Source organism: Pseudomonas sp. TMW 2.1634, assembly GCF_001703595.1.
Taxonomy (GTDB): domain Bacteria; phylum Pseudomonadota; class Gammaproteobacteria; order Pseudomonadales; family Pseudomonadaceae; genus Aquipseudomonas; species Aquipseudomonas fragi.
Genome location: NZ_CP016849.1, coordinates 1,927,727 through 1,946,565, shown reverse-complemented (window position 1 = coordinate 1,946,565; position 18,839 = coordinate 1,927,727). Strand labels below are relative to the sequence as shown.

General features: G+C 59.8%; 17 protein-coding genes. 16 read left to right on the top strand and 1 reads right to left on the bottom strand.

The genetic code is table 11. From position 1 onward, the window contains the following. The first annotated feature begins 74 nt into the window (after positions 1-74). From fliS to fliJ, 11 genes are all read left to right on the top strand, one after another. Entirely contained in the window at positions 75-464 is a 390-nt protein-coding gene (gene fliS, locus BFC21_RS09320) for a flagellar export chaperone FliS (protein ID WP_016781581.1), read from the top strand. Positions 465-480: 16 nt separating this feature from the next. Further along, positions 481-774 (top strand): hypothetical protein, encoded by a 294-nt coding sequence (locus BFC21_RS09315; protein WP_016781580.1) that lies wholly within the window; start codon positions 481-483, stop codon positions 772-774. A gap of 180 nt (positions 775-954) precedes the next feature. After that, positions 955-2,436, top strand: a complete 1,482-nt coding sequence (locus BFC21_RS09310; protein WP_016781579.1) for a sigma-54 dependent transcriptional regulator — start codon at positions 955-957, stop codon at positions 2,434-2,436. Between the two features lie 930 nt (positions 2,437-3,366). Then, positions 3,367-4,485 (top strand): PAS domain-containing sensor histidine kinase, encoded by a 1,119-nt coding sequence (locus BFC21_RS09305; protein ID WP_088377735.1) that lies wholly within the window; start codon positions 3,367-3,369, stop codon positions 4,483-4,485. Between the two features lie 5 nt (positions 4,486-4,490). Further along, the gene (locus BFC21_RS09300; RefSeq protein WP_088379500.1) at positions 4,491-5,876 is read left to right on the top strand and encodes a sigma-54 dependent transcriptional regulator; all 1,386 of its coding nucleotides are present in this window, start codon (positions 4,491-4,493) and stop codon (positions 5,874-5,876) included. A 246-nt stretch (positions 5,877-6,122) separates the two neighbouring features. After that, positions 6,123-6,455 carry a flagellar hook-basal body complex protein FliE gene (gene fliE / locus BFC21_RS09295; protein WP_016781577.1) on the top strand — a complete coding sequence of 111 codons (333 nt, stop codon included), beginning with the start codon at positions 6,123-6,125 and terminating at the stop codon, positions 6,453-6,455. A 15-nt stretch (positions 6,456-6,470) separates the two neighbouring features. Next, a complete protein-coding gene (gene fliF / locus BFC21_RS09290) occupies positions 6,471-8,252 on the top strand; it encodes a flagellar basal-body MS-ring/collar protein FliF (protein ID WP_083369565.1) in 1,782 nt (593 codons plus the stop codon). Continuing rightward, a complete protein-coding gene (gene fliG / locus BFC21_RS09285; protein WP_083369860.1) occupies positions 8,245-9,267 on the top strand; it encodes a flagellar motor switch protein FliG in 1,023 nt (340 codons plus the stop codon). The genes fliF and fliG overlap by 8 nt, the downstream gene beginning before the upstream one ends. Further along, positions 9,268-10,026, top strand: coding sequence for a flagellar assembly protein FliH (gene fliH, locus BFC21_RS09280; protein ID WP_088377734.1), 759 nt, complete (start codon positions 9,268-9,270; stop codon positions 10,024-10,026). Then, on the top strand, positions 10,016-11,374 hold the full coding sequence (gene fliI / locus BFC21_RS09275) for a flagellar protein export ATPase FliI (RefSeq protein WP_088377733.1): 1,359 nt from the start codon (positions 10,016-10,018) through the stop codon (positions 11,372-11,374). Before fliH ends, fliI begins: the two co-directional genes overlap by 11 nt. Positions 11,375-11,380: 6 nt before the next feature. After that, positions 11,381-11,833: a flagellar export protein FliJ gene (gene fliJ / locus BFC21_RS09270; RefSeq protein WP_095003431.1), complete on the top strand. Its 453-nt coding sequence runs from the start codon at positions 11,381-11,383 to the stop codon at positions 11,831-11,833. A 121-nt stretch (positions 11,834-11,954) separates the two neighbouring features. Here the strand turns inward: fliJ and BFC21_RS09265 are convergent, their stop codons facing one another. Continuing rightward, positions 11,955-14,690: an RHS repeat domain-containing protein gene (locus BFC21_RS09265; RefSeq protein ID WP_120266003.1), complete on the bottom strand. Its 2,736-nt coding sequence runs from the start codon at positions 14,688-14,690 to the stop codon at positions 11,955-11,957. A gap of 157 nt (positions 14,691-14,847) precedes the next feature. On the opposite strand from BFC21_RS09265, the gene BFC21_RS09260 reads away from it, so the two are divergent. The 5 genes from BFC21_RS09260 (at position 14,848) to fliL (ending at position 18,833) form a co-directional block, all read left to right on the top strand. Then, complete coding sequence (locus BFC21_RS09260; RefSeq protein ID WP_016781571.1) at positions 14,848-15,153, top strand: STAS domain-containing protein; 306 nt, start codon at positions 14,848-14,850, stop codon at positions 15,151-15,153. 8 nt (positions 15,154-15,161) lie between these two features. Then, on the top strand, positions 15,162-16,493 hold the full coding sequence (locus tag BFC21_RS09255; RefSeq protein ID WP_088377732.1) for an ATP-binding SpoIIE family protein phosphatase: 1,332 nt from the start codon (positions 15,162-15,164) through the stop codon (positions 16,491-16,493). Between the two features lie 30 nt (positions 16,494-16,523). Further along, entirely contained in the window at positions 16,524-16,886 is a 363-nt protein-coding gene (locus BFC21_RS09250) for an Hpt domain-containing protein (RefSeq protein ID WP_088377731.1), read from the top strand. 77 nt (positions 16,887-16,963) lie between these two features. Further along, the gene (locus BFC21_RS09245) at positions 16,964-18,145 is read left to right on the top strand and encodes a flagellar hook-length control protein FliK (protein WP_088377730.1); all 1,182 of its coding nucleotides are present in this window, start codon (positions 16,964-16,966) and stop codon (positions 18,143-18,145) included. A 196-nt stretch (positions 18,146-18,341) separates the two neighbouring features. After that, a complete protein-coding gene (gene fliL / locus BFC21_RS09240) occupies positions 18,342-18,833 on the top strand; it encodes a flagellar basal body-associated protein FliL (RefSeq protein ID WP_088377729.1) in 492 nt (163 codons plus the stop codon). Positions 18,834-18,839 lie beyond the last annotated feature (6 nt).

Sequence of the window (18,839 nt, the reverse complement as noted above, 5' to 3'; positions counted from 1 at the left end):
AGCTTGCGCCGCGCCGGTCGATATAAGCATCAAGAACCAGTCATTTTTGCCTGACACCGTTATGAGGTAGAAACATGAACCCGATGCGCGCCCTTCGTCAGTATCAGAAGGTTAATTCCCACGCTCAAATTTCCGAAGCCAGCCCCCATCGTCTGATACAGATGCTGATGGAAGGCGGTCTGGACCGCATGGCCCAGGCCAAGGGCGCGATGAGCCGTGGCGATATCCCGCAGAAGGCCATGTTGATCACCAAGGCCATCGATATCATCACCGGCTTGCGTCAGGGCCTGGATGAAGAAAAGACCGACGACAAGGCGGCGCTGGAGCAACTGGACAGCCTGTACGAGTACATGGCCGTGCGTCTGACCCTGGCCAATGCCAAGAACGACCCGGAAATCATCGATGAAGTGGCGCGCCTGCTGATCACTGTAAAAAGTGGTTGGGATGCCATCGCCCCGCAATAAGCCAGAGGAGTGCGTCATGAGCCAACTGCAACGTATTCAGGAAACCCGCGAAGCGCTGATTGATGCCCTGGCCGAGCGCAACTGGGATGCCATCGGCGAGCTGGACTCAGCCTGCCGCGTGTGTGTCGAGAATGTGCTGGACGAAGCACCGCTGGATGAGGCGGTGTTGCGCGAAAATCTGGAGGGGTTGCTGGTGGTGTATCGCATGCTGCTGGAGGCGGCGACCAACGAGCGGCAGTCGGTCGTTGAGCAGATGGGGCAGATCAACCAAGCAAAAAATGCGTCAAAGGTTTACCATCTATTCGGTTAAGGCCTAAAGAATATGTGGTTAATTGCGTTTTAAACCGCCATAAATTTGACTCGGCACAGTTTTTTGACTTAACTAGCACGTTATTCTGTATTCAGTCGTCTTAGATATCCAACAGGGTTAGGACGTCTACATATGTCCTGCCATCCGGGGCATTGAGTTGACTAGGGAAGTTGCTATTGCATGTGGCGTGAAACCAAAATTCTGCTGATCGATGACGATAGCGTCCGCCGCCGTGATCTGGCGGTAATCCTGAATTTTCTTGGCGAAGAAAATTTGACCAGCCCTAGTCACGAGTGGGAGCAGGCTGTCAGCGCCTTGCCGTCCAGTCGTGAGGTGCTCTGTGTGCTGGTAGGCACGGTGAGCACTGCGGGTGGCCTTTCAGGACTGCTTAAGACACTGGCCGCGTGGGATGAGTTCCTGCCGATCATGCTTTTAGGTGAAGTTTCTGCCCTCGACCTGCCTGAAGACCAGCGCCGCCGGGTGTTGTCCAGCCTCGAAATGCCCCCCAGCTACAGCAAACTGCTTGATTCCCTGCACCGTGCCCAGGTCTATCGCGAGATGTACGACCAGGCCCGCGAGCGCGGCCGTCATCGTGAACCCAACCTGTTTCGCAGCCTGGTCGGTACCAGTCGGGCGATCCAGCATGTGCGCCAGATGATGCAGCAAGTGGCCGATACCGATGCCAGTGTGCTGATCCTCGGCGAGTCCGGCACCGGCAAGGAAGTGGTGGCGCGCAATCTGCACTACCACTCCAAGCGCCGCGACGCGCCGTTTGTGCCGGTCAACTGCGGGGCAATTCCTGCCGAGCTGCTCGAAAGCGAGCTGTTTGGTCATGAGAAAGGCGCCTTTACCGGGGCTATCACCAGCCGCGCCGGGCGTTTTGAGCTGGCCAATGGCGGTACGCTGTTCCTCGATGAAATCGGCGATATGCCGCTGCCGATGCAGGTCAAACTGCTGCGTGTATTGCAGGAGCGGACCTTTGAGCGTGTGGGCAGCAACAAGACCCAGTGCGCCGATGTGCGGATCATTGCCGCGACCCACAAAAACCTCGAAAGCATGATTGAAGTCGGCGCCTTCCGCGAAGACTTGTACTACCGCCTCAACGTGTTCCCGATTGAAATGGCGCCACTGCGTGAGCGGGTCGAAGATATTCCGTTGCTGATGAACGAGCTGATTTCGCGCATGGAGCACGAAAAACGCGGTTCGATCCGCTTCAACTCGGCTGCCATCATGTCGTTGTGCCGTCATGCATGGCCGGGCAACGTCCGCGAGCTGGCCAACCTGGTGGAGCGCATGGCGATCATGCATCCGTACGGGGTGATTGGCGTGGTTGAGCTGCCGAAAAAATTTCGCTATGTCGACGACGAAGACGAGCAACTGGTCGACAGCCTGCGCAGCGACATGGAAGAGCGCGTGGCCATCAATAGCGCCACTACCGACTTCGTGGCCAGCGCCAACGCGATGCTGCCGCCAGAAGGCCTGGACCTCAAGGACTACCTGGGCGGGCTGGAGCAGGGTTTGATCCAGCAGGCACTGGACGACGCCAATGGCATCGTTGCGCGTGCGGCGGAGCGCCTGCGGATTCGTCGTACCACCCTGGTCGAGAAAATGCGCAAGTACGGCATGAGCCGCCGTGAAGGTGAAGATCAGGCGGATGATTGACGCGTGACTGTGTGGGAGCGGGCTTGCTCGCGATAGCATCGCCGCGATCTGCCTGACAGACCGCGTCGCTTCTATCGCAGGCAAGCCAGCTCCCACAACCCTGCGGTGCTGGTCGAGAAAATGCGCAAGTACGGCATGAGCCGCCGCGAAGGTGAAGATCAGGCGGATGATTGACGCGTGCCTGTGTGGGAGCGGGCTTGCTCGCGATAGCATCGCCGCGATCTGCCTGACAGACCGCGTCGCTTCTATCGCAGGCAAGCCAGCTCCCACAACCGTACGGTGCTGGTCGAGAAAATGCGCAAGTACGGCATGAGCCGCCGCGAAGGTGAAGATCAGGCGGATGATTGACGCGTGCCTGTGTGGGAGCGGGCTTGCTCGCGATAGCATCGCCGCGATCTGCCTGACAGACCGCGTCGCTTCTATCGCAGGCAAGCCAGCTCCCACAACCGTACGGTGCTGGTCGAGAAAATGCGCAAGTACGGCATGAGCCGCCGCGAAGGTGAAGATCAGGCGGATGATTGACGCGTGACTGTGTGGGAGCGGGCTTGCTCGCGATAGCATCGCCGCGATCTGCCTGACAGACCACGTCGCTTCTATCGCAGGCAAGCCAGCTCCCACAACCCTACGGTGCTGGTCGAGAAAATGCGCAAGTACGGCATGAGCCGCCGTGAAGGTGAAGATCAGGCGGATGATTGACGCGTGACTGTGTGGGAGCGGGCTTGCTCGCGATAGCATCGCCGCGATCTGCCTGACAGGCCGCGTCGCTTCTATCGCAGGCAAGCCAGCTCCCACAAACGTACGGCGCTCACGCTGTCCAGGTTTCACCCGCGCATCCTTGCGGGGCTGGCAGTGTTGTCTATTCAGGCACGGGTATTGCTTCGCTTGGTTTAACGGACTGTTTTATGACGGTCAGCCAAGCGAGTACGCCCCATGCCTCAAGCCGCCGTCCAGTTGTCCTCGGCCCCCGATCCCTACAGCCTGCTGCAAGCCCGTGTCTCGGAGTTGACCGGCGAGCTGGCGGTGGTCAGTGCGCAGCGCATGGCCGAGCTTGCCGAGAAAGAACGGCTGGCCAATCGCCTGCAACACCTGCTGGATCTGCTGCCTGGCGGGATTATCGTGATTGATGATCGTGGCCGCGTGCGTGAGGCCAACCCTGCAGCCTGCGAGCTGCTGGGCCTGCCCCTGGAGGGCGAGTTGTGGCGTCATGTGATCGCCCGCTGCTTTGCCCCGCGCGAAGATGATGGCCATGAAGTGTCTCTCAAGGACGGCCGGCGCCTGTCGATTGCCACCCGCTCGCTGGACGCCGAACCCGGGCAACTGGTGTCGCTCAATGACCTGACAGAAACCCGGCGCCTGCAAGACCAGCTAGCCCGCCATGAGCGTCTGTCGTCCCTGGGGCGTATGGTCGCCTCCCTGGCTCACCAGATTCGTACACCGTTGTCAGCCGCGCTGATCTACGCCAGCCATTTGACCGAGCAAGCCCTGCCGGTGGAAACCCAGCAGCGTTTTGCCGGGCGCCTCAAGGAGCGCCTGCACGAGCTGGAGCATCAAGTGCGCGACATGCTGGTGTTTGCCCGTGGCGAACTGCCGCTGGGCGACCGGGTCACCCCCAAAGTACTGATGCAAGCCCTGCAAGCCGCCGCGCAAACCCATGTGCAAGGTGTGTCGATCCGCTGGCAGTGTGATGCCTACGCGGGGCAGTTGCTGTGCAATCGCGACACCCTGGTCGGCGCGCTGCTCAATTTGATCGAAAACGCCCTGCAGGCCGGCACGCCGCAGGTGCGGCTCAAGGTGCACCTGTATCGCCGCGATAACCGCCTGAGGTTGTGTATCAGCGACAACGGCAGTGGCATTGCGCCGCAAGTGCTGGCGCGTCTGGGCGAGCCGTTTTTCACCACCAAGGCCACCGGTACCGGTCTGGGCCTGGCGGTGGTCAATGCCGTGGTGCATGCGCACCAGGGGCAATTGCAATTACGTTCGCGGCTGGGGCGTGGCACCTGTGCCTTGCTCAGCTTGCCGCTGATTCCCGTTGTCGCGGAGGCAAACTGATGGTGATGCGAATTAACGTGCTGTTGGTCGAGGACGACCATGCGTTGCGCGAGGCTCTGGCAGACACGCTGCTGCTGGCCGGTCACGGTTTTCGCGCCGTCAGCTCGGGGGAGGAAGCCCTGGTCGCGGTCAGCGCCGAGCCGTTTAGCCTGGTGATCAGTGATGTCAATATGCCGGGTATCGATGGTCATCAACTGCTCGCCCGCCTGCGCGCCAGCCAGCCGCAATTGCCGGTGTTGCTGATGACGGCCCACGGCGCCGTGGAGCGTGCGGTGGATGCCATGCGTGAAGGGGCGGTGGATTATCTGGTCAAGCCGTTCGAGCCCAAGGCCCTGCTTGATCTGGTGGCCCGCCATGCTCTGGGCAGTCTCGGCGTGGCCGACAGTGAAGGTCCGGTGGCGGTCGAGCCGGCCAGTGCGCAGTTGCTGGAGCTGGCCGCGCGGGTGGCGCGCAGTGATGCCACGGTGCTGATCTCGGGCGAGTCGGGCACCGGCAAAGAGGTGCTGGCCCGTTATATCCACCAGCACTCCCATCGTGTTGACCAGCCGTTTGTGGCGATCAACTGCGCAGCGATCCCTGACAATATGCTCGAAGCCACCCTGTTCGGTCATGAAAAGGGCGCCTTTACCGGTGCCATTGCCGCCCAGGCTGGCAAGTTCGAACAGGCCGATGGCGGCACCTTGCTGCTGGATGAAATTTCCGAAATGCCCTTGGGTTTGCAGGCCAAGCTGCTGCGCGTACTGCAAGAGCGCGAAGTGGAGCGGGTGGGCGGGCGCAAGCCGGTAGCTCTGGATATTCGCGTGGTCGCCACCACCAACCGTGATCTGGCCGGGGAAGTGGCGGCGGGGCGTTTTCGCGAAGACCTGTACTACCGCCTTTCGGTATTCCCCCTGGCCTGGCGCCCGCTGCGCGAGCGCACCGCCGACATCCTGCCGCTGGCAGAGCGGTTGCTGGCCAAATACATCAGCAAAATGAAGCACACTGCGGTAGGGTTCTCGCCCGACGCAAAGGCGTGCCTGAGTGCTTACCCGTGGCCGGGCAATGTGCGTGAACTGGACAATGCGATTCAGCGGGCGTTGATTTTGCAACAGCGCGGGCTGATCGAAGCGGCAGATTTTTGCCTGGCCGGGCCTGTGGCTTGCGCGCCTTTGCCGCCGTTGACGCGCTCAGAGCCGTTGGTGGTGGAGGTTGTGGAGTCGGCCGGGGCTTTGGGCGATGATCTGCGCCGGCGTGAATTCCAGATGATTATCGACACCTTGCGTGCCGAGCGTGGGCGGCGAAAAGAGGCTTCCGAGCGTCTGGGCATCAGCCCGCGTACCTTGCGCTACAAGCTGGCGCAGATGCGCGATGCGGGGATGGATGTCGAGGCTTATTTGTTTGCTGCAACCTGAAAGCGCCTAACCCCCCCCTTGTGGGAGCGGGCTTGCCCGCGATGGCATCACCGCGCAGCGCCTGATTCACTGCGTCGATTAAATCGCGGGCAAGCCCGCTCCCACAAGGGCAGGTGTTATCCTTGTCTGCGACGTTTTGTAACGTTAATTGTTATAAAACGGCCGGGAGCTGGCACCCTTGTTGCTACACCTCAATATGCGCTGTGAAAGTGTCAAAAAAATGCGGGTCGTCGGAGGCACTGGTCCATGAGCCAAGGTATTGAATTTAATCGATTGATGTTGGACATGCGGGCCATGCAGATGGACGCGATGGCACAACCGAAATCGGCTGTGCAGGCCGCTCCCGAAGCAGGTGCCAGCAGTTTCTCCGACATGCTCGGCAATGCGATCAACAAGGTCAGCGAAACCCAGCAGGCCTCGAGCCAGCTGTCCAACGCGTTCGAGATCGGCAAAAGCGGGGTCGACCTGACCGACGTGATGATCGCCTCGCAGAAGGCCAGCGTTTCTTTTCAGGCCTTGACCCAGGTACGTAACAAGCTGGTTCAGGCTTACCAAGACATCATGCAGATGCCGGTTTAAGGGCGATATCAAGTCATGGCAGATGCACTCCCGGATAACGTTCCGGCCAAGGCAGGCGGCGGTAAACCGCTGTTTGGCCTGACCTTCCTCGACAACCTGGGCGATATGACCATGCTGCGTCAGGTCGGCCTGATGGTCGGCCTGGCGGCGAGCGTGGCGATCGGCTTTGCCGTGGTGCTGTGGTCCCAGCAACCCGATTACCGGCCGCTGTACGGCAGCCTGGCCGGTATGGATGCCAAACAGGTCATGGAAACCCTGGCCGCCGCCGACATTGCCTACACCGTCGAGCCCAACTCCGGCGCCTTGCTGGTCAAGGCCGATGATGTCTCCCGTGCGCGCCTCAAGCTGGCTGCTGCTGGCGTAACCCCTACCGACGGCAATATCGGTTTCGAGATTCTCGACAAGGACCAGGGCCTGGGGACCAGCCAGTTCATGGAGGCCACACGCTATCGTCGTGGCCTTGAAGGCGAGCTGGCGCGCACCATTTCCAGCCTCAACAACGTCAAGGGTGCCCGGGTTCACCTGGCCATCCCGAAAAGCTCGGTATTCGTGCGCGATGAACGCAAGCCCAGCGCTTCGGTACTGGTCGAGCTGTACGCGGGGCGTTCGCTGGAGCCGGGGCAGGTGCTGGCCATCGTCAACCTGGTGGCCACCAGCGTACCTGAGCTGAGCAAATCCCAGATCACCGTGGTCGACCAAAAAGGCAATCTGCTGTCGGACCAGGGTGAAAACTCCGAGCTGACCATGGCCGGTAAACAGTTCGACTACAGCCGCCGCATGGAAGGCATGCTCACCCAGCGGGTGCACAATATCCTGCAGCCGGTGCTGGGCAATGACCGCTACAAGGCCGAAGTGTCGGCCGATGTGGATTTCAGTGCGGTCGAGTCCACCTCCGAGCAGTTCAACCCCGATCAACCGGCGCTGCGCAGCGAGCAATCGACCAGCGAGCAGCGCACCGCCAGCAACGGCCCGCAGGGTGTGCCCGGGGCCTTGAGCAATCAGCCGCCGAGCCCGGCCAGTGCGCCGCAGCAAACCGGTCAGGGTGCTGCGGGCGGCGCGGGCATGATCCAGCCGGGCCAGCCGTTGCTCGATGCCAATGGCCAGCAAATCATGGACCCGGGCACCGGCCAGCCGATGCTGGCGCCGTACCCGGCCGACAAGCGTTCGCAATCGACCCGCAACTTTGAGCTGGACCGCTCCATCAGCCACACCAAGCAGCAGCAGGGCAGGGTCAACCGCCTGTCGGTGGCGGTGGTGATCGACGACAAGATCAACGTCAACCCGGCCAACGGTGAAATCACCCAGGTGCCGTGGACCACCGATCAACTGGCGCGCTTTACCCGTCTGGTGCAGGACGCCGTGGGCTTCGATGCCAGCCGTGGCGACAGTGTCAGCGTGATCAACGTGCCGTTCTCCACCGAGCGCGGTGAAGTGATCGCCGATATCCCGTTCTATTCCCAGCCCTGGTTCTGGGATGTGGTCAAGCAAGTGCTCGGCGTGCTGTTTATTCTGGTGCTGGTATTTGGCGTGCTGCGCCCGGTGCTCAACAACATCACCGGCCACGGGCGCAACAAGCAGGTGGCCGGTATTGGCAGCGATGGCGAGCTGGGTGGCCTGGGCGGTCTGGATGGCGAACTGGCCAATGACCGTGTCAGCCTCAGTGGCCCGCAAAGCATCATGTTGCCAAGCCCCAGCGAAGGTTATGACGCGCAGTTGAATGCAATCAAGAGTCTGGTCGCAGAAGATCCGGGCCGTGTCGCCCAGGTAGTAAAAGAGTGGATCAATGCCGATGAGTGATAACCGCGCCGCCGCCAATGCCAAGTTGACCCGGGTCGACAAGGCCGCCATTTTGCTCCTGTCGCTGGGCGAGTCCGATGCCGCTCAGGTACTGCGCCATATGGGCCCCAAGGAGGTCCAGCGGGTGGGTGTGGCGATGGCGCAAATGCGCAACGTCCACCGCGAGCAGGTTGAGCAGGTGATGAGCGAGTTCGTCGAGATTGTCGGCGACCAGACCAGCCTCGGTGTGGGCTCGGACAGCTACATCCGCAAGATGCTCACCTCGGCCCTGGGCGAAGACAAGGCCAATGGCCTGATCGACCGTATCCTGCTGGGCGGCAACACCAGCGGCCTGGACAGCCTCAAGTGGATGGAGCCGCGTGCCGTGGCCGACGTGATCCGCTTCGAGCACCCGCAAATCCAGGCCATTGTGGTGGCTTACCTTGACCCCGATCAGGCGGGTGAAGTGCTTGGCCACTTTGACCAGAAAGCCCGTCTGGACATCATCCTGCGGGTCTCGTCGCTCAACACCGTGCAACCGGCGGCGCTCAAGGAACTCAACCAGATCCTCGAGAAACAGTTCTCCGGCAATTCCAATGCGGCGCGTACCTCCCTGGGCGGCGTGAAGCGGGCGGCCGACATCATGAACTTCCTCGACAGCTCGATGGAAGCGCAGTTGATGGACTCGATCCGCGATATTGACGAAGACCTCTCCGGGCAGATCGAAGACCTTATGTTCGTGTTCAACAACCTGGCCGACGTCGACGATCGCGGCATCCAGGCGTTGCTCCGTGAAGTGTCCTCCGACGTCCTGGTGCTGGCGCTCAAGGGCTCCGACGAGAACGTGCAGGAAAAGATCTTCAAGAACATGTCCAAGCGTGCCGCCGAGCTGCTGCGCGACGACCTGGAAGCCAAGGGCCCGGTGCGCGTCAGCGATGTCGAGACCGCGCAGAAAGAAATCCTCACCATCGCCCGCCGTATGGCCGAAGCCGGAGAAATTGCTCTCGGCGGGAAGGGCGGCGAAGAGATGATCTAAGTGAGCAGCGGCGAATCCCCCGGTGATGTGATCCGCGCCAAGGATGTCGGTGCTTTCGATGTATGGGGCCTGCCCAGCTTCGACCCGTGGCGCGAGCCCGAGGCAGAGCCCGAACCCGAGCCGGTTGAAGAACTGCCCGAGATGGAAGAAGTGCCGCTGGATGAAGTCCAGCCGCTGACCCTCGAAGAGCTCGAAAGCATCCGTCAGGAGGCTTACAACGAAGGCTTCGCCACCGGTGAAAAAGAAGGTTTTCACAGCACTCAGCTCAAGGTTCGCCAGGAGGCCGAAGTGGCTCTCAATGCCAAGGTCGCCAGCCTTGAACGATTGATGAGCAGTCTGCTGGCGCCGCTGGCCGAGCAGGACCAGCAGCTTGAAAAAGCTATGGTCGGGCTGGTCGAGCACATGACCCGGCAAGTGATCCAGCGCGAGCTGAAAACCGACTCCACGCAGATCGAGCAGGTGCTGCGCGAAGGGTTGAAGCTGTTGCCGATGGGCGCCGAGAATATCCGCCTGTTTATCAACCCGCAGGACTTTGACCAGATCAAGGCCTTGCGCGAGCGGCATGACGAAAACTGGCGGATTGTCGAAGACGACAGCCTGCAACCGGGCGGTTGCCGGATTGAGACCGAACACAGCCGCATCGATGCCAGCATCGAAACCCGGATCAAGCAGGCCATGAGCCAGTTGCTCGATCAGCTCCACGAACAGGCCCTGCACCCGGCGGCGCCTGATATCGACATCGACCTCGATGCACCTTAAGCGCACCAGCTTTGCCAAGCGCTTGAGCACCTATGCCCCGGCCGTGTCATTACCTGTGCAACCGGTGGTTGAAGGCCGTTTGCTGCGCATGGTTGGTCTCACCCTTGAAGCCGAAGGCCTGCGCGCGGCAATGGGCAGCCGCTGCCTGGTGATCAACGACGACAGCTTTCACCCGGTGGAAGTCGAAGCCGAGGTGATGGGCTTTAGTGGCAGTAAAATTTTCCTGATGCCTGTAGGCAGTGTCGCCGGTATTGCGCCGGGCGCCCGAGTGGTGCCGCTGGCCGATAATGGTCGCCTGCCAATGGGCATGAGCATGCTCGGCCGGGTGCTCGACGGCGCCGGCCGTGCGCTGGACGGCAAAGGCCCGATGAAGGCCGAAGACTGGGTGCCGATGGACGGCCCCACCATCAACCCGCTCAAGCGCGACCCCATCAGTGTGCCGCTGGACGTGGGCATTCGCAGCATCAACGGTTTGTTGACGGTGGGTCGCGGTCAGCGTCTGGGCCTGTTTGCCGGTACCGGCGTGGGCAAGAGTGTGCTGCTGGGCATGATGACCCGCTTTACCGAAGCCGACATTATCGTGGTGGGCCTGATCGGCGAGCGGGGTCGTGAGGTCAAGGAATTTATCGAGCACATCCTCGGTGCCGAAGGCATCAAGCGTTCGGTGGTGGTGGCATCGCCTGCCGATGATGCGCCGCTGATGCGTTTGCGCGCGGCCATGTATTGCACGCGGATTGCCGAATACTTTCGCGACAAGGGCAAGAACGTCCTGTTGCTGATGGACTCCCTGACCCGATTCGCCCAGGCCCAGCGGGAAATCGCCCTGGCCATTGGTGAGCCGCCCGCGACCAAGGGCTATCCGCCGTCGGTGTTTGCCAAGCTGCCCAAGCTGGTGGAGCGCGCCGGTAATGCCGAGGCTGGCGGCGGCTCGATAACCGCGTTTTATACGGTGCTGTCGGAAGGTGATGACCAGCAGGATCCGATTGCCGATTCGGCGCGGGGCGTGCTCGACGGGCATATCGTGTTGTCCCGCCGATTGGCCGAAGAGGGCCATTACCCGGCCATTGATATTGAAGCGTCCATCAGCCGGGTCATGCCCTCGGTGGTCAGCGTCGAGCACATGCGCCGCGCCCAGCAGTTCAAGCAACTGTGGTCGCGCTTTCAGCAGGCCCGCGACCTGATCAGTGTGGGGGCTTATGTGCCGGGCGGCGACCGCGAAACCGACACCGCCATTGCCCTGCAACCGGCGATGGTGGCGTACCTGCGTCAGGGGCTGAACGACAATATCAGCCTGGCCGAAAGCGGCGGCCATCTGGGCACTCTTTTCGCACCGGCAGCAGGAGGCTAATCGGGCATGGCCAGTGACAACAGGGCTTCGCGCCTGGCGCCGGTGGTGGACATGGCCGAAAAGACCGAGAAAGCGGCCGCCCAGCGCCTGGGGCACTTCCAGGGGCAGGTCAACCTGGCCAACAGCAAGCTCGGTGACCTGGAAAACTTTCGTGGCGAATATCAGGCGCAATGGGTCGATCGCGGCAGTCAGGGCGTGACTGGCCAATGGCTGCGCAACTATCAGTACTTCCTTGGCCAGCTGGAAACAGCGGTGGGCCAGCAGCGCCAGAGCCTGGTGTGGCATCAGAACAACCTGGACAAGGCCCGCGAGACCTGGCAACAGGCCTATGCCCGGGTCGAAGGGTTGCGCAAACTGGTGCAGCGCTACGCCGACGAAGCCCGCCAGCTGGAAGACAAGCGCGAACAAAAGCTGATGGACGAGTTGTCCCAGCGCTTGCCGCGCAAAGAGCCTTATTAGCGTTAAATTTATTTGCGTATCGGGCTTATGGCGCTTGCATCTGCGAGTCGCTCTCAACTCACCAGCGAGCCCATCCCTGGGCGCGCCTTTAGTCATTGATCGTTTTGTGAGTACAGATATTTTATTTTGCGGGATTTGATCTGACCTGGCTTAGTTTGAATCGTTTATTTCCCAAGTCAGTGATGCTGAATATAGCTTTTTTGGAAAAAACATATTCCTGCTCGTCGGCCCTGTCGTAAACATTTTCAATAGGGGCTGCCATTCCCACGATCTCTAGAATGATACCGCCACGACTAAACTCTTTTGCGACGCTCTCGCTGGTGGATGCGGCGAGAGGGAACCCAGGGCTATATGTATGTTTTGCCTTTGCCCCAGCTGCAAACCCTATGTCCTGCATGCCTCTGAAAACTCCGCTAATAGGCTCTCTTTCGTCTTGAATTTTAGTTTCAAATAATTCGGCAAGTTTTGTAGGGTTTCTAAGAAGTCCTTTGATTTTGTTTTCCAGGTTTTCTTTTCTGTGGAAAATTTGCTCGTTATTTCTGCGCAACTCACGAAGCACTTCACTTTCCAGGTTTTTGTGTGCACTCGTACCTTTTATGTATTGAGAGCCTGCGTTGGTGGCCCAAATATAATCCAGTGCTTCGCTCGTATCGAGATCCCTGAACTTGAGCAGTGGGGGTTTGCCTCGCTGCACGGCTTGTGCATGTTCTTTGTACTGGGCCGCAATTCTTTTAGCGTCCCCGGCAGACTGAGGGAACTCTTTAACCAGATAACTTGCAAACAAATCCAGGGAAATACCCGGGTTTTGAAGGTGAAGATTATTAAGGTAGTTAAGATATCGAACATCATCCAATGGCCCTAACCCACCTACATCTTTCAGTGTAAGCGGGTTGTTTCTAACCATTCGGTACAGGTTCAGGCCGTCAGTAATGCCGGCCGGGTCAGGGTTGGCCCAGCGGGCCAGCCACGGTGCATAGTAGCGATAACCGTAATAGATAAGCCCCGTCGCATCCCTTTCCTGGCCGGAATAACGAATGACTTTATAATGTGCTTCAATCTCGCTTCTGCTGGCATGCCACGCTGTACCTCCAAACGGAAAGTAGCCTTCGCGGCTTATTACCTGCGCGCTGGCACCTAACTCCAGGGCGACACTGTTTAAATAATCACCGATCTGGTAGCGCACCTGATTGTTATCAATACCCTCTGGCGGTTTGTTATTAGGCCAGTGCAAAACGCGAACCTGAGATCGCCCAAGCGAAATGTTGATGACCTGCATGGACTCATCGGTCGCTGTTTGGGTCCGCATTTCAATCCCCGGCAAATAGCGCACTTCGCAAACATGCTTCATGCCGCTGGAGAACGATGTACGGATTTTGCGCGACCGCGAGTTGTCGGCGTCATAGATATAACGCTCATCATCGTCCATAGCGTCAGGCCGACGTACCTGTACAACACGTTTCAACTGGTTTCGTACATCCCATTCCATGGGTTGCCCGGGCGATAGAAACTGCATGTTGCCCGGGGCGTCAAAGCCAGCGCCGAAATCCGGTTCCGATCCCTCTTCAGAACGTAACAGGCTGCGATTGCTATTCGGTGCCATGGCCATATGGCGGGTGGGAAGGTTCGATCCTGGATGACGCAGTTCCAGCAAATTGCCACCCATGTCATAGCTATATGTCTGGGTGTAAGGCACCAGAACACTTGTGTCCCCACCTGCGGTCAAGGGCAGCAACTGCGGCAGGCCAGGGGCGATGCTGGCATCCGTACTCTTGCGACCAGTCGCCTTTAACAACTGACCCAATGTGTCGTAATGATATGTGCTGATACCGTCTGTGCGTTGATTGGCAAAATATTTAACGGGTTCAAGCTTGTCTTCAAAGCAAATTACATTGCCGACAGGATCGTGATCGTAAACCCAATCCTGGACGAGTGAGCCGTCCTCCCGGTGTGCTCTGAGGTTGAGCAAGTAGTTGCCTGAGGCGCTGTATCGGGCATTGTGTGTGATGTTATTGCCATGACGCTCGCGCGTTGCATTGCCGCAAGCGTCATACTCGATGTCGCTGACCAGCACCTGCTCATCTTCACCGCTAATCTGCAGGCTGACGGATTTAAGTTGCCCGCCTATCGTGAATGTTTTCTGTTGTGTGTGGCTGCCCGCATCCATCTGTGTCAACTGTGCCCCGAATGCATCGTAAGCCCAGGCTGATGAGTTCTCTTTGCGTTCCAGCATTGACTCGCTGTCGGGCCAGTGCGGGGTGTCAAGGTTGGTCAGGAATCGCCGTGTTTGGCCAAGTGCCTGGCCTGTAAGTCCGAAGGCCGATATTTCAATGGTGCCGGCAGAGTCGTCATGACGGATCAATTGCCCGCAACCATTAAGCTGCCAATGGTCGGCACCGCCATAGGTCAAGCGCTCGACGCAATGCTCATCCCCTCCAGGGGCTTGTTCATTAACCGCCACAGGTCGGAGCAATTCATCGTATAGAGTCGCGCGCCGATTACCCCGGCTGTCCCATGTTTCAAGCTCATTTGCCGCTGCACCGAATAGATAAAATTGCCAGCCTGCATCCACACTGTCGCTGGCAAGTACTCGCCCGCCAAGATCATGCATTGACCTGAGGTTCGGTTTGATATGTTCACCCGCCTGGGCCTTGGCCCATAGTCGTGCATCCCATTGAGCCGTGATGCGCTGTGCAGCATCCAGGCCATTGCGCTCTATGCGTGCCTCTGTTACTCCGCCGACTTCTGATCGACAGTATTGAACGGTACGTAGCAGGAATCCTTGATGGCCAAAGCTGCTAAGAGTTGGCGTGCGCGCATGCAATTCGGGAGAAAATGAAGCGATGGATATTGAACTCATGACTATCTCGGTATTTAGGAGTTGTGAAGGCTATAAATGTTTGTGCGGACACGGAATTTCGGTCTTCTTATTTAGGTCTAGATCGCTGACGGTGCAAAAGCAACCCGGCAGCCGACGAGCGTCTATAGTTGCTCTGTCAATCTCGGGAGCAACTCACATGGCAGTGACATCTGAAGTCTCGGCAGATGGCAGTAAGCTGACTATTGCAATCAAGGGCCGGTTCGACTTTGCCAAGCATCAGGAATTTCGTAACGCCTACGAAGAACTGAGCCCTCCACCCGCCTGTGTGGTCGTGGATTTGAAAGACGCCACCTACCTCGACAGCTCGGCCCTGGGCATGTTGTTGTTGCTGCGCGAGCATGCCGGTGGGGATGAGTCCGATATCCGCGTGGTCAACAGCAGCCCGGACGTGCGCAAGATCCTCGGCATTTCCAACTTCGACAAGCTGTTCGATATCAATTGAGCAGCCCGATGGAACGCCTGTGGCGCCTGCAACAAACTGTTTTGCAGCAGCGCGACCTGATTGCCGAACACAGCGATTACCTGCTCAACGAGCAGCGGGTGGCCAAGGCCGTATTTGACCGGGTGGCGCACTCGGGCTGCCTGGACGCCCCCAATATCCGTTATCTGCAATCGCCCTATGCCTTGTTCAACGGCGATTTGCTGTTGGCCGCGTACACGCCGTCAGGCGATACCCATCTGCTGCTCGCCGACTTTACCGGCCACGGCCTGCCCGCAGCCATTGGCGCCATGCCCCTGGCGGAAGTGTTCTACAGCATGACGGCCAAGGGCTACGGGCTGGCGGAAATACTTCGGGAAATGAACGCCAAGCTCAAGCGCATCCTGCCCGTGGACATGTTCTGCTGCGCCGCACTGCTGTGTGTTAGCGCCCAGCGGCGCTGTGTCGAGGTGTGGAACGGCGGCATGCCTGATGGCTATCTGCAATCCGGCGGCCAGCGCACGGCATTGACCTCGCAGCATTTGCCCTTGGGGGTGTTGCGTGCCGATGTGTTTGACCATGCCACCCAGGTGTTGCCGATGGTGCCCGGGGATCAGGTGTTTCTGCTGAGCGACGGGGTGATCGACACCTGTGGGCCGGATCAGCAACTGTTCGGCGTCGAGCGTTTGGAGCAGGTGCTGGATGCCAATCGCCATCCGTTGCAGCTGATTGCCGAAGTCGAGCAGGCCCTGCGCGATTTTCAGGGGCGTGCCCGGGATGATGTGAGCATGGTCCAGATCACCTCGCAGATGCCTCAACTGCTGGGCGTGCCGGCCACCCTTTATTCCGACAGCGGCCTGTGCAGCCCGCTGGACTGGTCAGCCAGCTTCGAGTTTCGTGCCGCCAGCCTGCAGCAATTCAATCCGCTGCCTTACTTGCTGCAGTTGCTGATGGAGGTGCATGGGCTGCGCAGCCAGGGGCCGGTGATCCACGCGGTGCTGGGTGAGCTGTACAGCAACGCCCTGGAACACGGTGTGCTGGGCCTGGATTCGCGGCTCAAGCGTGGCAATGAGGGGTATGCGCGTTATTACCAGCAGCGTAAGGAGCGCCTGGCTGCCCTGCACGACGGGTATGTGCGGGTGTCATTGCAGGTCGAGCGGGCCGGGGAGGGCGGGCGCCTGGTCGTGCGGGTCGAAGACAGTGGTGAAGGTTTCGATGTGGCCAGGGTAATGGCCAGGCCGCTGGATTTAGACCGTTTGTCGGGGCGTGGAGTGAGTCTGGTGCGGCAACTGTGCCCTGCAGCGAGTTGGGGGCCGGATGGTCGCAGTGCGACCGTAGAGTTTTCATGGGGGGCTCTGGCATAATCGGCCCATTCTTGATCAAGGAGTGAACAAGTGTCTGACATTCATATGGATCCGAAAGTGGTCGATGCATTACGCGACGTGATGGAAGGCGGGTTTGCCGACTTGCTCGATACTTTTCTCTCGGACTCTGAAGAGCGGATTGGCCAATTGCACAACACCCGCGAAGCAGGCGACCTGACCCTGGTGGCCCACAGCTTCAAGGGCAGCAGCAGCAATATGGGTGCCATTCGATTGGCGCATTTGTGCGGCCAACTCGAAGAGCGTGCGCAAAAGAAGCAACTGGCGGAAATCCAGGAGCTGGTGATCAAGATCGACGATGAATACCAGATGGTCCGCCGGCTTTATCGCGCCGAGCGCCATCGGGCCGGGCCGTCACAGTTTGCCTCTGGCTAATATGGCCAAAGCTGGCCCGAACCTTGCTCTGACTCTCTGACCTGTACCCAAGCCAGCCGTACAGCGGAGACCCGTTAATGCCCGTTGCCGCCCAACCATTGCTCCAGACACCTGCCGCTGCGCCCCCCAAAGCCGCGGCGAGCAACCCTGCGCAGCCTGCCAGGGCTGATGTGCAGCCTTTTGCAAAGGTCTATGCCAAGGCCAGCGATCCGGCGCCAGCCATTGCCGATAGCGGCAACCCCTTGCCTGGCGGCAAGGCCAAGGAGGCTGCCAGCACGGATCAGGATGACAGTGCTGGTAAAGTGGGCGATGACGCGGCAGTTGCCGACCCGCTGCTTTTGCAGCCCGTGACCCCACCGGCGCTGCCGGCAGTGGATGCTGCGCCTGAGGCCGTGCCGCACGCCCCTGAAGTGCAAGTGGCGCAACTGGCTGTTCAAGTGCCGCCGCAACCTGTGGCCGACGATGGCTTCGATCCTGAAGCAGACCCTCTCGATGACATGCCTGCAGTGCGCCTGGCGATGGAGCAGGGCGGGCATGTGTCCGCCAGCAGCCAGGCCCCGGTCAAAACCGCCCCCGCCGACACGCAGCCTGCGGCGGCACAGGGGCAGGCCAGCGGCATTGCCATGCTGGTTGATGGCGAGGCCGACAAGGCATCCACCGGCGAAGGCGGCGAGAAAGCCTTTAAAGGGCTGGTCGATGACGGCCTCAAAGACCTGAAAAGCGCATCCAGCGATACCCGTGTCGATGACTTCGCCAATCGGCTGGCGGCACTGACCCAGGCATCCGTGCCCAAAACCGTCAACGCCCTGCCGGTCAACCAGCCGCTGGCCATGCACCAGAGCGGCTGGTCGGAAGAAGTGGTCAACCGGGTGATGTACCTGTCCAGTGCCAACCTCAAGTCTGCCGATATCCAGCTGGAGCCGGCTGAACTGGGGCGTCTGGATATCCGGGTCAATATGGCGGCTGACCAGTCGGCCCAGGTCAACTTTGTCAGTGGCCATGCTGGCGTTCGTGAAGCGCTGGACAGCCAGATGCACCGCCTGCGCGAAATGTTGGCCCAGCAGGGCATGGGTCAGGTCGACGTCAACGTGTCGGACCAGCCGCGCAACTGGCAGGGCCAGCAGGGCCAGGAGCAGCAGGCCCGCAGTGGCGCGGGTGGCCAGCGACTGGACAGCGTTGTCGATGACGAACCGGTTGAAGTGACAGCCGTTGCACCAAGCGTGGTGCTGGGCTCCAGTGCGGTGGATTACTACGCCTGATAAAAAACCTGTGGGAGCGGGCTTGCTCGCGATGCTGGCAGTGAGGTTTTCCTGAAGCACCGCGGTGATGCTGTCGCAGGCAAGCCAGCTCCCAAAAAATCCCCGGCGCTCATGATCCATCATCGCCACTTCTGGCATAACACTTGCTCTGCCTAGTCCAGCACCTGTAAAAACCCCAAAGTGACGGATTATTGGCATGGCGACGAGCGACGCGGTAAATGAACCGGCCGGCAAGGGCAAACTCAAGCTGATTATCCTGATCGTCGTGGCGGTACTGCTGGCGATCGGCCTTTCTGTGGGCGCGACCTGGTACTTCATGCAGACCCCCAAGAGCGAGCCTGTGGCTGCGGCCGATGCCAACGTCAAGCTGCCCGCCATCTACGAGCCAATGGCCCCGGCCTTTGTGGTCAATTTCAACGCCAATGGCCGCCAGCGCTACATGCAGGTGAGTGTGACCCTGCAGGCGCGCGACCCCGCCGATCTCAAGGCGCTGATGGTGCATATACCGGTGATTCGCAACAACCTGGTGATGCTGTTCTCCGGGCAGACCTTTGACGACCTCGCCACACCGGTTGGCCAGGAAATACTGCGCCAGAAAACCACTGCCAGCGTGCAGGAAGTTGCGCAAAAAGAGCTCGGCAAAGTGGTTATCGACCAGGCGCTGTTTACTAACTTCGTATTGCAGTAGGACCAC

What these genes read in the sequence shown, in the direction of transcription:
- fliJ (WP_095003431.1), top strand. Translation starts at nt 11,381, where the DNA reads ATGGCCAGTGACAACAGGGCTTCGCGCCTGGCGCCGGTGGTGGACATG.
- BFC21_RS09300 (WP_088379500.1), top strand. Translation starts at nt 4,491, where the DNA reads ATGCGAATTAACGTGCTGTTGGTCGAGGACGACCATGCGTTGCGCGAG.
- BFC21_RS09310 (WP_016781579.1), top strand. Translation starts at nt 955, where the DNA reads ATGTGGCGTGAAACCAAAATTCTGCTGATCGATGACGATAGCGTCCGC.
- BFC21_RS09255 (WP_088377732.1), top strand. Translation starts at nt 15,162, where the DNA reads ATGGAACGCCTGTGGCGCCTGCAACAAACTGTTTTGCAGCAGCGCGAC.
- BFC21_RS09260 (WP_016781571.1), top strand. Translation starts at nt 14,848, where the DNA reads ATGGCAGTGACATCTGAAGTCTCGGCAGATGGCAGTAAGCTGACTATT.
- BFC21_RS09265 (WP_120266003.1), bottom strand. Translation starts at nt 14,690, where the DNA reads ATGAGTTCAATATCCATCGCTTCATTTTCTCCCGAATTGCATGCGCGC.
- fliS (WP_016781581.1), top strand. Translation starts at nt 75, where the DNA reads ATGAACCCGATGCGCGCCCTTCGTCAGTATCAGAAGGTTAATTCCCAC.
- fliF (WP_083369565.1), top strand. Translation starts at nt 6,471, where the DNA reads ATGGCAGATGCACTCCCGGATAACGTTCCGGCCAAGGCAGGCGGCGGT.
- BFC21_RS09315 (WP_016781580.1), top strand. Translation starts at nt 481, where the DNA reads ATGAGCCAACTGCAACGTATTCAGGAAACCCGCGAAGCGCTGATTGAT.
- fliI (WP_088377733.1), top strand. Translation starts at nt 10,016, where the DNA reads ATGCACCTTAAGCGCACCAGCTTTGCCAAGCGCTTGAGCACCTATGCC.
- BFC21_RS09305 (WP_088377735.1), top strand. Translation starts at nt 3,367, where the DNA reads ATGCCTCAAGCCGCCGTCCAGTTGTCCTCGGCCCCCGATCCCTACAGC.
- fliG (WP_083369860.1), top strand. Translation starts at nt 8,245, where the DNA reads ATGAGTGATAACCGCGCCGCCGCCAATGCCAAGTTGACCCGGGTCGAC.
- BFC21_RS09245 (WP_088377730.1), top strand. Translation starts at nt 16,964, where the DNA reads ATGCCCGTTGCCGCCCAACCATTGCTCCAGACACCTGCCGCTGCGCCC.
- fliL (WP_088377729.1), top strand. Translation starts at nt 18,342, where the DNA reads ATGGCGACGAGCGACGCGGTAAATGAACCGGCCGGCAAGGGCAAACTC.
- fliE (WP_016781577.1), top strand. Translation starts at nt 6,123, where the DNA reads ATGAGCCAAGGTATTGAATTTAATCGATTGATGTTGGACATGCGGGCC.